This is a genomic window from Massilia sp. W12 (assembly GCF_037300705.1).
GTDB lineage: Bacteria > Pseudomonadota > Gammaproteobacteria > Burkholderiales > Burkholderiaceae_D > JACPVY01.
In genome coordinates, this window is record NZ_CP147776.1 from 1,051,180 (window position 1) to 1,063,986 (window position 12,807).

Consider the following 12,807-nt stretch of genomic DNA (forward strand, 5'->3'; position numbering starts at 1 on the left):
ATTCATCCCAGTTACGCAACAAAATCAAATACCAGGCGACATCATGACTTCTTCACAGCACGAGATTTTCCAAAACCAACTCGCCGCCTATGCCGACGCCGCCTTTGATTTACCGGCCATGGCGTCCTGGCCTGCGACCCGTCACCATTTTGAGTCTGAACACATCCTTGCGCTGCGTGCTGCGCAGGCGTCTGGCCGGCCCTTGTTGCTGCGCGGCGAACCCGGCACAGGCAAAAGCCAGCTCGCGCATGCCGCCGCCTTCGCCAGCCAGCGCGCGTTTTTGCCTGTGGTGGTGGATGCCCAGGCGCAGGCGCAAGACTTGCATTGGAAATTTGATGCGGTGGCGCGGCTGGCGGATGCGCAAATGGCGGCTATTTTGCAGCAGGGGGCGGACGCCTGCGCCGGCAATCTGGCGCTGCGCCATTACATACAACCCGGCCCGCTCTGGTGGGCGCTGAATTGGCACAGCGCACAGCAGCAGCAAGAGAAGCTGCGCCATATCGAAAACATGGCCCCCGAAACACCGGACAAGTGGCGCCGGGAACAAGGCTGCGTATTATTAATTGACGAAATCGACAAAGCCGAGCCGGATTTTCCCAATGGTTTACTGGAAGTCTTCGCCAACCGCGCATTTAAAGTCCCGCTGCTGGGCGACACCGTGCGCCAAGACCCGCAGCAGGCCGCGCCCCTGATCATCATCACCACCAATGAAGAGCGCGAATTGCCCGCCGCCTTTGTGCGGCGTTGCCTGAGTTTGACCTTGCGCCTGCCCAGCCAGGAAGCGGCGCTGCAAAACTGGCTGGTGACGCGCGGCCAATGGCATTACCCGCAGCAAAGGGAGGAAGTTTTGCACGAGTGTGCGCAGATGCTGATCCAAGACCGCCGTGCCGCTGCCGAATACAAACCGGGCCTGGCGGAATATCTGGATTTATTGCGCACGCTCGACCAATTGGGCGAGGCGGCGCTGGCGCAATTGCCGGCATTAAAACGCTTTTATTTTGATAAGCAGCCAGACTTGCAAGCAGGGGACGCATGAAATCCGGCGGCCTGGGACAGCAAATCGGGCGCGCGGATTTATTGCGCCTCTTGCTGCAATTTGGCGCCGATAGCGCGGACGCTGCCAGGGCCAGCGCCAGCCTGGGGGATATGTGCGGCTATGCCTGGCAAGGCGAAAGCGCGCCGCCGCAAGCTGCCGCGCCGCCAGAGCAGATACTCAGCAAGGTCGGCGCAGAGGAAGGCGGCGCGCCCTCCACATCCCCCGCTGTGCAGAACTTGCGCGCGCAGCAATACCACGCCGTATTGCACCAGCCCGAGGCAACCCCGTCCGACAGTGTGGACTGGCAAGCATTGCTTGCCGCCACAGAAAACCAGTCGCGTCTGATTCCTCCCAGCCCGGCGCCAGCGCGCGCCGTCTCCCCGCTTTCCAGCACGCGCCGCTTAGCCGCCGCCTGCGCGCGCCAGCTTCGCCAGCCGCGCATGGGGACGCAACTGGACATCCAAAAAATCTCGCAAAGCCTGGCCCTGTGTCAGGACATAGATTGGCGCAAGATGCGACAGCACAAAGCGGCATGGCGACCTAACTGCCTGGTCTTGCATCTGGGCGAGGCGGATATGCCGCAGCAAACCGATTACTACCGCGTGGCGCGCGTGGCTTACCGTTGCTCAGGCGGGCAGACGCCGGTGTATTTATCTCTGCAAGGCCATGACTGGTTTGTCAAAACCCGCTATCAAGATCACCGTGAATGGCAAATCTTGCCGCAGCCGCCGCGTTTGAAGGGGCAGACCGGCATTGTGCTCGGACAAGACCCGATGACAGGCGACGCCGCCTTGCGCGCCGGCGCCTGGCGCTTGCTGTGGAGCGCGAACCCGCCGCCATCCGCCAGCCTGCCCCTGATCGCCTGGCGTGAAAGCGCCGCGCTGACGCCACAGCGCCGCGCGCCGGCCTGGGCTGAACTCGCGCCAGAAAAAATCCACATGCTCCTGTGTTTATGCAGCCTGAGCGCGCATGTGGAAATCGCCTTGCTGCGCGCCTTGCGCCAACTGATGTGCTTACCGCCAGCGGCGGAAAGCGTGTGTTGGCTGCATGCGGATGTGCTGCAAGACGGGCTGGCCCTGGCCCTGCGCCACGATATACGACCGCAGTATCTGCGCCAACTGCCAGACCTGCCACTGGAACTTCGGCAGCAGGCGGCGCGCCTGATCGCGCAACATCATGCGCATCTCTCATTCGGTTTGCAGTTGGAAGATGCGCTGTGCGCTACCCACTATGCGCCGGGTGGGGAAGCATTTGATCCCGCGCCCTGGTATGCGCAACTGGCGCAAGACTTGCGCACGCCAGATTTGCCGCCGGCGCAAGCGCGTACAGTTCGCGAGAGCGCCGCCTTTCTCGGGCGGCAAGGCTGGCGCAGCGACAGCCTGGCCTGGCGCGGTTCAGCAGAATTTACGCTGGCATGGGCCATCGCACAGCGCAAAGATTTGCAGCAAGGCGATAGCTTGCCGCCGGAATTTCCACTCGCCATGCGCGCGCCATTGTGCGCAGCGCTGGGTATCAGCATGCCAGCGCCTGAGCATGGGCAATGCCTGTGGCGCGTGCTGCAATGCGACGGGCAAGCCTGGGTGTATGCGCATCCCTTGACAGAACCAGCGCCGCCAAGATATGCGCCAGAACTTGCGCGCTGGCAAGGGCCGGCGCAATTGCAGTGGCGCGTCGAGGGCGGGGCTTGGCAAAGCGTGGAGGCGCCAGAGGAGGGGGGTATATTGTGGGCGCAAATTCCATTGTCTGAGGCGCAGACTGTGGAAATACGCGCTGGTGACAGATATTGCACAGTGGAGCCAGTTGCAAGGCCAACTTGGGCGCTGGAAGTGGGACGCGATGTACAAGGAGGGTATGCCCTGGCGCCAAATCCATGGGGGGAGGCGGTGCGTGTTGGCTTGCCCTTGGATGCGGTGGTGGGGGCTGTGTTCAAGGTGGAAAGTCAGACAGCAATAAGCGCGCACGCCACTTCATCAAAGAAGAAGCGCAAACAGTCGCATCAACTGCATTTCATGCTTAGCCAAAGCCTTGCCTTGGATGCAATTGGCTTGTATGCAAATCTGGAAGTAGTGGGGCCGCATGGCCGCGCGCAACAAGTTTTCCGTTGGATCGCTGCAGGCAGTTTTGCGATGGGGCGGCCTGCCGATGAGGACGGCTATGATGAAGAAACGCCGCAACACGAGGTGCAGATCAGTCAGGGTTTTTGGCTGGCGGATACGGCGTGCACGCAAGCGTTGTGGCAAGCCATCATGGGTGAGAATCCGGCACGCTTCAATGCGGCAAACGGCGGTGGGCCAGAGCATCCGGTGGAGCAGGTCAGTTGGTTGGATGTGCAAGCGTTTTTGCAAAAGCTCAATGCCATGCTGCCGGGCTGTGGCGCATCTTTACCGACCGAGGCGGAATGGGAATATGCCTGTCGTGCGGGCACAACAACACCGTTTCACTTTGGCGCCACGGTCAATCCCGAGCAAGTCAATTATGATGGCAACTATCCCTATCCCTATCCCGATGGGTCAAAAGGCGAATATCGGAATAAAACTGTGCCGGTGAAAGCCTTGCCCGCAAACAGTTGGGGGCTATACCAAATGCATGGCAATGTGTGGGAATGGTGTGCAGACGATAGGCGTGAGTATGCGGCGGGGCGGTGGATAGACCCTGGCTTGGAGGCGGCGCGGGCGCCTCCGGCCAAGCCTGCAAGGCGTGCCCTGCGTGGTGGCACCTGGGGCCTCCTTGCCCGCCACGTGCGTTCTGCGATCCGGTGTGTCGACGCCAGCGAGATGCGCGCCGACAGCACTGGCTTCCGGCTGGCCCTGAGGTTCCCGGCAGGCAAGGGGGGGTAAGGGCCAGCGGGCTGGCCCTGCGCTGTGGGACACAGCGCCTTGGGCGCGGGGCGCGCCCAAGCATCGTAGGGTGCAATAAGCCGAAGGCGCATTGCGCCGCAGCCGTGGCGCATGGGATTGTCTTGCGTGAAGGCAAGGACTTCGGCGTACTCTCGGTGCAATACGCAGCAAAAACGCTGCTATTGCACCCTACGATTTGCCAGCGTTACAGTGTCTTGGACGCGGGACGCGCCCAAGCATCGTAGGGCGCAATAAGCCGAAGGCGCATTGCGCCGCAGCCTTGGCGCATGGGATTGTCTTGCGCGAAGGCAAGGAATTCGGCGTACTCTCGGTGCAATACGCAGCAAAAAACGCTGCTATTGCACCCTACGATTCACCAGCGTTACAGTGTCTTTGATGCGGGACGCGCCCAAACATCGTAGGGCGCAATAAGCCGAAGACGCATTGCGCCGCAGTCGTGGCGCATGGGATTGTCTTGCGAGAAGGCAAGGAATTCGGCGTACTCTCGGTGCAATACGCAGCAAAAAACGCTGCTATTGCACCCTACGATTCACCAGCGTTACAGTGTCTTTGATGCGGGACGCGCCCAAACATCGTAGGGCGCAATAAGCCGAAGGCGCATTGCGCCGCAGTCGTGGTGCGTGGGATTGTCTTGCGCGAGGGCAAAGAATTCGGCGTACTCTCGGTGCAATACGCAGCAAAAAACGCTGCTATTGCACCCTACGATTCTGAGCTTCTGGCGCACCGGTGGATGCCGGCCCGGCTGAACCAGCGTGCTTGTCGTGCGTAGTGGGCGGTTTGACAGGAAGCATTATCTGGCAGGCTGCGCGTTGCGCAATGTCCAAGGCGCCCGGTGCGCTGGTAGGCGCGAAGCCGAACGCCCACCGGGTTGCCGCCTTTTTTGAGGATGGAGAAACAGCATGCGTGATCCCTTAGCAAGTCGATCAGACTTATTGCCCACTCCTTTTCCTCCGCCCTGGGCCAGCGCCTTTGGCGATGATGAATATGGGCTGTGGTTTGAATTCACGGTTGATGAGGTGCGGCAGCGGCTGCGCTGGATTACAGCAGGCAGTTTTGCGATGGGGCGGCCTGAAGATGAAGTTGGCAATGATGACGAAAAGCCGCAACACGAAGTACAGATCAGCCAGGGATTTTGGTTAGCGGACACGGCGTGCACCCAGGCGTTGTGGCAAGCCATCATGGGTGAGAATCCGGCCCGCTTCAATGCGGCAAACCATGGTGGGCCAGAGCATCCGGTGGAGCGAATCAGTTGGTTGGATGTGCAAGTGTTTTTGCAAAAACTCAATACCCTTTTGCCGGGTTGCACTGCATCTTTACCGACTGAGGCGGAATGGGAATATGCCTGCCGGGCGGGGACGACAACTCCGTTTTACTTTGGGGAAACGGTGAATCCCGCTCAAGTCAACTATAACGGAAACTATCGCTATGGCGCGGGTGCAAAAGGCGAATATCGGGAAAAAACCGTCGCGGTGAAAGACCTGCCAGCAAATGGCTGGGGCCTATACCAAATGCATGGCAATGTGTGGGAATGGTGTGCAGACAATAGGCGTGCGTATGCGGCGGAACTGGCGATAGACCCTGGCTTGGAGGAGGCGCGGGCGCCTCCGGCCAAGCCAGCAAGACGTGCCCTGCGTGGTGGCGCCTGGATCCTCGATGCCCGCCTCGCGCGCTCTGCGTTCCGGTACGCCTGCGCCTGCGGGCATCGCGACTACTTCGCTGGCTTCCGGCTGGCCCTGAGGTTCCCGGCAGGCCAGGGGGGGTAAGGGCCAGCGGGCTGGCCCTGCGCTGTGGGACACAGCGCGGGCGGTGCGGAGCACCGCCCCGGGTGCGGGACGCGCCGGGGCAGGCGGCGTGGCTGCGAAAAAAACGCGGGTACGGCCAAAACCGTCCCGCGTTCAACCCTCTCACATGATCGCGTGAGTGCTTGCAATGAATCGTTATGCGCCCGGCAGGGCGCTGGCATTATTTCTGCGTCTTGTAGGTCACGCTCAATTTGTATGTGCCTGCGGTGTAACCCGTCAATTGCAGATACACATCGCCATTCGCCGTCAGGTTCACGCTGCAGCTTTCGCTGGCTGTGCTGCCAACTGAGCGGCAATCGTAGCTGCTGCTTGAAGCGGCGCTGCCTTTTTTGACATACATATCAATATCGCCCGTGCCGCTGGTGATGGCTTTCAAGCTGCCTGCCGCCGCTTTGAAGGGGCCGAAGCTCTTCTTGGCGCCGCGCGCTAAGCTGCCGCTGAAGGTTTCTGTTTTGTCTGTCCCGCTTGGCGGCGTGACCGCACCCTCACTGCCCAATTCAATCGCAAACGCTGCCGCCATACGGGCAAATTTCAAGGCGTGTTGCGCCTGATTGCCGCTATTGGCGAAGGTGTCGTTGGCGGTGTGGATGTGCGGGTTGTGCGCATTCATCGGCGATTCAAACGGCATGCTCGCGGCATAGCCCAGGCGGCTCCACGAAGCATGGTCGGAACAGGCGTAGCCGCACTTGTCGCTGCCGACTTTGACGCCCGGCAGATAGGTGGCGATCAGATTGCCGATAAAGGTGTTTTGCGCATTGTCGGTGTAGTCGGTAAACAGATAGATATCGTTGGCGCCGCCTTTGTAGTTGGTCATATCCAGCTGCATCACTCCGACCACATTGGTCTTGGCGTTGGCAAAGCTGGTGGCGATTTCCTGCGAGCCGCGCAAGCCGACTTCTTCCGCTGCATACGCAATCATTTTGATGGTGCGGCGCGGTTTGTATTTATTCGCGATCATGGCGCGCAAGACTTCAGTCATGGAAGCAATGCCGGATGCGTCATCATCGGCGCCGGGCGCGCGCGTGGTTTCGCTGGTACCGTTCATGCTGATCGAATCCAGGTGGGCGCCCAAGACCACCACTTCTGAAGCGCGGTCTGTGCCCTGAATCGTCAAGATCACCGATGGTTGCGCCCAGCTGCTGTGTTTGAATTGCACCGCGCTGATGTCGCTGCGGCCCTGCGCCATGGTTTTCCATTTCTGCAGCAGCCAGTTGGAAGAATTCACCCCGCCTTGCGATTGGTAATAGCGATTGGTGAAATTCGTCAGATCAATAATGGTCTGCGCGATATTGCTGTCTTGCATGGTCGGCAGAATCGCTTTGACCAGGGCTTGATTGGCGATTTTGTAAGAGGGGCGGGTGGCCGCCAAACCTTGCTTCACCGGTGTGCTGAGCGCCGTGCGCGCCGCTGCTTCATTCGGGTGGAACATAAAGCCGCCACAGCGCTTCAATTCGTGATGCACTTTTTCTGACAGCGCCAGCATTTGCGCTTCTGTCACTTGCACTGCGTGCACTTTTTCCGCTTCGCCAGTGTGTGCGCTGAATTTGCCGGTCGGCAGACCGGAGGCGTCGCTGGCCAGGCTGGCGCTATGTTTCGGGCTTAATGCCGGGTTGATTTTCTTTAATTGCTGAAAGGCGGCGTCGGACAGGGTGATCCAGTGCAATTTGCTGTTGCCGGCCAGGGTGCTTTCTTCAGCATGAACGGCGGGCATGGCAATGCAGGCAAGCAACAGGGAAAGCAGGGTCTTTTTCATTCGGGTCTCGCTCTGTGGGGAGGCGGGGCCGGTGCGGTGCGCCCGGCCCCTGTATTTATATAGTGTGCTGATCTGTGTCGGGCCGGGCGCGGGATGCCGCTATGCGGCATCCCGTGTGGCGTCAAGCAGGATTACTGCACCGTGGCGACCAGGGTGGCGCCGGATACGGTGTTATACGCATTCAACAGCAGGTAGTAAGTGCCTGAAGTCGGGGCGCTGATGGTGATGGTTTCGCTATTGGTCGGGCCGTCAGATTTCTTGGTGTAAGAAGTCGTGGTCGGTGCGCTGGAGCGCTTGGCGTAGATGTCGCCATCGCCCGTGCCGCCGGACAGTTTGAAGGTCAGCGAAGTTTTGCCGGACGGCACCACGATGGTGAACACCTTGGTCGTGCCCTTGGCCAGCGCCACACCGGTCACCGGTACGCCGCTCTTCAACACATTGCCGCTCGGCGGGGTGGTGCCGCCTTTGCAGGAAACGCCGACTGCTGCGAAGGCCTTGGTCACATCCGCCACATTGAAGCCGCGTGCGCCGGCGGCTTTTTCCACACCGCAAGCGCCTTCATTGAAGGTGCTGTTGGCTTTCCAATACAGGTGATTGGCGTCGGCCATCACTTGGAAGGCTTTCTTGGTGTCCCAGCCGCTGGTGGTGGCCAGCAGGTAGAAAGCTTTGTTGTACACGCCGCTGGTGTGGTGCACGTCCATGCTGCTGGTGTACTTGGAGGCGTGGGCAATCGAGACGCCATCTTTGGTCGGGTCGTTCATGTAACGCAGGGCAGTGCCGCGCTTGAAGATTTCCGCGCCAACCAGGAAGTCGTTACGGCCTTTCATGTAAAACTCTGCAGCTTCGCCGGCCATATCGGAGAAGGCTTCGTTCATACCGCCGGACATGCCGGAATACACCAGACCGGAATTTTGCTCGGTAAAGCCGTGCGACACTTCATGCGCCGACACGTCCAGCGAGACCAGCGGGTAGAAGGTGTTGGCGCCGTCGCCGAAGGTCATCGCCTGACCATTCCAGAATGCGTTTTCATAGTTGTTGCTGTAGTGCACGCGCATCAACAGTTTTTGGCTGATCGGACGCAGGTTCAGCCAGTCTTTATACATATTGAAGACCACATGGCCGAAGTAATAAGCGTCGTTGATCGGCGAGTATGCGCCATTGATCGCTTTGAAGGTGTTGCGCGAGCAGGTGAACTGGAACGGGGTGGAGCCGGAGGTGCCGTGATTCATATTGATCGCCGCCACATTGGTGGAATCCATCACGCAGTTGTCAGTCACTTTCAGGGCGCCGAAATCCTTGCCGTATTCATATTGGCCGGTTTTTTGGTTGCCGCCCGGGCCGGTCGCATCTTTATGCGCCAGACCATCCCATTTTTGCATCACGGCGCCATTGTTGGCGTCGATCATCATGTGCGGACGGGTCGGCTTGCCATTTGCCTCGGAGTAGAAAGACACCATGTAGAACAGGTGAGCGCGCTTGTTTTCATCCAGCTTCACGAACAGCTTGGCTTGTTCGTTTTCAATTTTGCCATTGATGCCGGAAGCGGCGCGCGCCGCGCGCAGGGCTGCGGCTTCGTTCAGGGTCGGGCGCGCTGAGGGCAGGTCGGTCGCGACATTTTTCAGCAGGGAGCCGGAAATATTTGTGTTCACGCCGCCGGTAATGCCTTGGGCTTTGCTGCGCGTTTCCACCACGCCTTCACCCCACACCGGGATGCCTTGATGGAATTGTTCATAGCGCGTTACTTCATTGCCATTGGCGAAAGTCTTTTTACGGCTGGCTTTCAGATCATCCGCGCTCAAGCCAAGCTTGGCGTGAATGCTTTGGGCTGCAATACCCTGATCCTGGCTGTCGATATCCAAATCAACGCGGTCAGCGGCTTGGGTGCTGAAGGCTGCGGCCAGCATCAAGGTCATCAGGCTGGGGCGGGCGAGTTGTTGCAGTGCAAAGTTCATGTTGTCTCTCTGTATGGTTGGTTTGTGAATAGTTGGGCTGGTGGCCCTGGCTATGCTGCTGGTGGCTGAGCCACTCTTGCTTGCTGGCTTAACTGCAATGCGGCAAGCCGTTTTTGTTCGCTCAAGGGCGAGCGGGGGCTTGGCCCGATACCGGCAAGATCGGTACGGTGCGTGATTACAGTGTGCGCTCAGGCGCTATAAGGTTTTTGGTTTTACGCTGTGGCGTATTGCCGGTATCACTTCTTGAGCGTAAAGGCTGTTGGAAGCTGGGATGCTGGCAGATGAATATCAACTGGAAATTCTTACGCTGATTTTTGTTGTCTTCGTTGCAAGTTGATGGCGAGATTACAACCTAAATCAGGGAATTTGTGAAGAGCGCCGGATTTGCCCTGCCTGCCCTGACATTTCTGCAAGGAAAGCAATTGCTTGCCTGTTTGCGTTATAAAAATAACAGAAAACGTGTTTTTGTATCATTGCATAACAAGCATGTGCTCGATTTGTTATGAATATAACAAATATTATATAAGTAAAAATACAAGCTTATTTGCGTTAAATTGATATAGTCTGCATCATTTTTCCTGATAAATTTTTCCCCTTGGAAATGAAAAGATTGCAAATTAGAAAATTTTATCCACATCAATATTGTTTTTGAAATATATTTGCCTCCAGAGTCCGTTTGCCTGCAAGAAGTTCTTCACTCCTCAAATGTCTGTCCCGGAATGATCATTGTGCGATGCAATATCATGATTCTTAAGGGAAAAATTGATTGTGGAAAACTTATAACAGGAAAATTATCAATGCCTTCAAACTTTTCCGGGCTTGCGCCTGCATATGACCGGGGTGTGGCGGGCGCTTAGATTCTTCGCGCGTTTAAATATAAACATTTATTTGATAAATAAAACATTAGCCACATTGGCGTTCTGTGCTTGTGCGCATGTGGATGCTGTATAGTCTCGCAGCAAAATGTCAGCAAAGGAGGCGTCATGCAAAGCAGTCAAGGGCATATGCGGGCTGTTGAGATAGCAGGTTTTGGCGGGCCGGAAGTACTGCGGCTATGTTCCATGCCCATCCCGCAAGCCGGGCCGGGTGAAGTGCTGGTGCGGGTGCATGCCGCCGGGGTGAATCGGCCTGATGTCTTGCAGCGCATGGGGAAATATCAGCCGCCGCCAGGCGCCAGTCTGTTACCGGGTTTGGAGTTGGCGGGGGAGGTGGCGGGCGGCGATGTAACGGCGTTTTCGCCTGCCGGCCCATTGCAAATCGGGACCAGAGTTTGCGCGCTGGTGGCTGGCGGCGCGTATGCGGAATATTGTGTGGTTCCGGCTGCGCTGTGTATGCCCTTGCCGCCCGGCTGGGATATGTTGCAGGCGGCCGGTTTGCCTGAAACCTGCATGACAGTGTGGAGCAATCTGGTGCAGCGCGCCGGTTTGCGCGCCGGTCAGCGTGTGCTGGTGCATGGCGGCAGTTCAGGCATTGGCGTGACTGCGATTCAGATTGCGCGCGCGCTTGGCTGTGAGGTGCTGGTGACTGCGGGCAGCGAGGAAAAATGCCGCGCCTGTCTGGCGCTCGGCGCGCAGCACGCCATCAATTACCGCCAGCAGAATTTCGCGCAAGCCGTGCAAGAAATCACCGGCGGGCAGGGGGTGCATGTGGTGCTGGATATGGTGGCCGGCGATTATCTGGATGCCAATTTGCGTATTTTGGCGGATGATGGCTGTCTGGTCATTATCGCGCTGCAGGGCGGCTCCCGCGCCACCCTGGATATGGGGCAGATCCTGCGCCGCCGTCTGCATGTCACCGGCTCCACCTTGCGCCCGCGCGATCTGGCATTCAAAGCCCAATTGGCGCAGGAAGTCACGCAGTCGGTCTGGCCGATGATGGCCGATGGCAGATTTATTCCGGTGATTCATCAGGTGTTTGATTTGGAGCAGGCTGGCGCCGCGCACGCCATGATGGAAAGCAATGCGCATATCGGCAAGCTGCTGTTGCGCGTGGTTTGACCGCTTTGTCCGCATCAGGCTAAAATAGCGGGTTATTGCCCGCGCGGCCTTCTCTTGCCGGGCGGCTCGTATAAATACAGATACGGGGCGCACAGCCCCTGAGACTACACATGCGCCGAAAACTGATTGCTGGAAATTGGAAAATGCATGGCTCGTTGAGCAGCAATGCAGCCTTGCTGGAAGAAATTATGCGCTGGCCGCATCTGGCCGGTGACAAAGTGGAGGTGGCGGTTTGCATTCCCGCCCCTTATCTGGCGCAGGCGCAGCAATTGCTGGGTGGCAGCGCTTTGCACTGGGGCGCGCAGGATGTATCGGAACATCCGTCCGGCGCCTTTACCGGCGAAGTGTCAGCCGCCATGCTGGCTGAATTCGCTTGCCGCTACGCGATTGTCGGCCACTCTGAGCGCCGCACCTGGCACAAGGAAAGCTCGGATCAGGTTGCGCGTAAAGCTGCAGCGGCGCTCAATCGCGGCGTGCAAGCCATTATCTGCCTGGGTGAAACCCTGGTCGAGCGCGAGGCGGGGCAAACCGCCGCCGTGGTTGGCGCGCAATTAGCGGCGGTGTTGGAAACCCTGTCGGCTGAGCGTATGCGGCAAACGGTGTTGGCGTATGAACCGGTGTGGGCGATTGGCACGGGCAAGACCGCCACCCCGGAAATGGCGCAGGAAGTGCATGCCATGTTGCGCGCCCAGGTGGCGGCGGCGCATGGCGCGGAGGTGGCGCAGGGTTTGCAAATTCTGTATGGCGGCAGTATGAAGCCGGACAATGCGGCGCAGCTGTTGGCGATGCCGGATATTGATGGCGGTTTGATTGGTGGTGCGGCCCTGGTGGCGGCACAGTTTTTGGCGATAGCCGACGCGGCGCAGCAAGCTTGAGCGCGGCATTCATTTACATTGGAATAGCAGGATGAATAATTTTTACGGTTTGATGGTGGTATTGCAGGTGCTGTCCTCACTGGTCATCATTGGCCTGGTGCTGTTGCAGCATGGCAAGGGCGCGGATATGGGCGCATCGTTTGGTTCCGGCGCTTCCGGCAGCTTGTTCGGCGCTTCCGGCTCCTCGAATTTTCTGACCAAATCGACCGCGCTGGCGGCGGCCGTGTTTTTCATTTCCACTCTGGTGTTGGCCGGCATCGGCTCCAACCGTCACAGCGGCAGCGTGACTGAGCGTGTGGCAGCGCCGGCCCCGGTGACTGCGCCCGCATCCGCGCCGGCTCCGGCTGCTTCGGCCGCAGTGCCGGCGGCTCCCGCCGCGCCTGCCGCTTCTGTCCCGGCGTCTGCCCCGGCGGCGTCCGCAGCTTCTGCTGCAAGTGGTAAATGATGTGTCCCGCTTTACGGCAAAAAGCGCTTTTTTTGCCGTAAAGCATGCAAAAAGTTTGGATCAGCTTTGAAAATCGCCCTGCAAGGCGT

General features: G+C 58.7%; 8 protein-coding genes. 6 read left to right on the plus strand and 2 right to left on the minus strand.

Annotated elements, in window-relative coordinates:
• Positions 1–43: 43 nt before the first annotated feature.
• From V8J88_RS04300 to V8J88_RS04310, 3 genes are all read left to right on the plus strand, one after another.
• Positions 44–1,036: a MoxR family ATPase gene (locus tag V8J88_RS04300; RefSeq protein WP_338848012.1), complete on the plus strand. Its 993-nt coding sequence runs from the start codon at positions 44–46 to the stop codon at positions 1,034–1,036.
• Positions 1,033–3,873 (plus strand): formylglycine-generating enzyme family protein, encoded by a 2,841-nt coding sequence (locus V8J88_RS04305; RefSeq protein WP_338848013.1) that lies wholly within the window; start codon positions 1,033–1,035, stop codon positions 3,871–3,873. Before V8J88_RS04300 ends, V8J88_RS04305 begins: the two co-directional genes overlap by 4 nt.
• A 920-nt stretch (positions 3,874–4,793) precedes the next feature.
• Positions 4,794–5,657: a formylglycine-generating enzyme family protein gene (locus tag V8J88_RS04310; protein WP_338848015.1), complete on the plus strand. Its 864-nt coding sequence runs from the start codon at positions 4,794–4,796 to the stop codon at positions 5,655–5,657.
• 199 nt (positions 5,658–5,856) lie between these two features.
• Here V8J88_RS04310 and V8J88_RS04315 read toward each other — a convergent pair whose 3' ends face one another.
• Positions 5,857–7,449, minus strand: a complete 1,593-nt coding sequence (locus V8J88_RS04315) for a M20/M25/M40 family metallo-hydrolase (protein ID WP_338848017.1) — start codon at positions 7,447–7,449, stop codon at positions 5,857–5,859.
• A gap of 131 nt (positions 7,450–7,580) precedes the next feature.
• On the minus strand, positions 7,581–9,401 hold the full coding sequence (locus V8J88_RS04320) for a M4 family metallopeptidase (protein ID WP_338848018.1): 1,821 nt from the start codon (positions 9,399–9,401) through the stop codon (positions 7,581–7,583).
• Positions 9,402–10,405: 1,004 nt separating this feature from the next.
• On the opposite strand from V8J88_RS04320, the gene V8J88_RS04325 reads away from it, so the two are divergent.
• The 3 genes from V8J88_RS04325 (at position 10,406) to secG (ending at position 12,718) form a co-directional block, all read left to right on the plus strand.
• Positions 10,406–11,398 carry an NAD(P)H-quinone oxidoreductase gene (locus tag V8J88_RS04325; RefSeq protein ID WP_338849832.1) on the plus strand — a complete coding sequence of 331 codons (993 nt, stop codon included), beginning with the start codon at positions 10,406–10,408 and terminating at the stop codon, positions 11,396–11,398.
• Between the two features lie 110 nt (positions 11,399–11,508).
• Positions 11,509–12,273 carry a triose-phosphate isomerase gene (gene tpiA, locus V8J88_RS04330; protein WP_338848020.1) on the plus strand — a complete coding sequence of 255 codons (765 nt, stop codon included), beginning with the start codon at positions 11,509–11,511 and terminating at the stop codon, positions 12,271–12,273.
• A gap of 31 nt (positions 12,274–12,304) precedes the next feature.
• Positions 12,305–12,718 (plus strand): preprotein translocase subunit SecG, encoded by a 414-nt coding sequence (gene secG / locus V8J88_RS04335; protein ID WP_338848021.1) that lies wholly within the window; start codon positions 12,305–12,307, stop codon positions 12,716–12,718.
• The last annotated feature ends 89 nt before the right edge of the window (positions 12,719–12,807 follow it).

Bases quoted from the DNA above. Each gene is read 5' to 3' on its own strand.
- V8J88_RS04305 (WP_338848013.1), top strand. From the start codon at position 1,033: ATGAAATCCGGCGGCCTGGGACAGCAAATCGGGCGCGCGGATTTATTG.
- V8J88_RS04300 (WP_338848012.1), top strand. From the start codon at position 44: ATGACTTCTTCACAGCACGAGATTTTCCAAAACCAACTCGCCGCCTAT.
- secG (WP_338848021.1), top strand. From the start codon at position 12,305: ATGAATAATTTTTACGGTTTGATGGTGGTATTGCAGGTGCTGTCCTCA.
- V8J88_RS04325 (WP_338849832.1), top strand. From the start codon at position 10,406: ATGCGGGCTGTTGAGATAGCAGGTTTTGGCGGGCCGGAAGTACTGCGG.
- tpiA (WP_338848020.1), top strand. From the start codon at position 11,509: ATGCGCCGAAAACTGATTGCTGGAAATTGGAAAATGCATGGCTCGTTG.
- V8J88_RS04315 (WP_338848017.1), bottom strand. From the start codon at position 7,449: ATGAAAAAGACCCTGCTTTCCCTGTTGCTTGCCTGCATTGCCATGCCC.
- V8J88_RS04310 (WP_338848015.1), top strand. From the start codon at position 4,794: ATGCGTGATCCCTTAGCAAGTCGATCAGACTTATTGCCCACTCCTTTT.
- V8J88_RS04320 (WP_338848018.1), bottom strand. From the start codon at position 9,401: ATGAACTTTGCACTGCAACAACTCGCCCGCCCCAGCCTGATGACCTTG.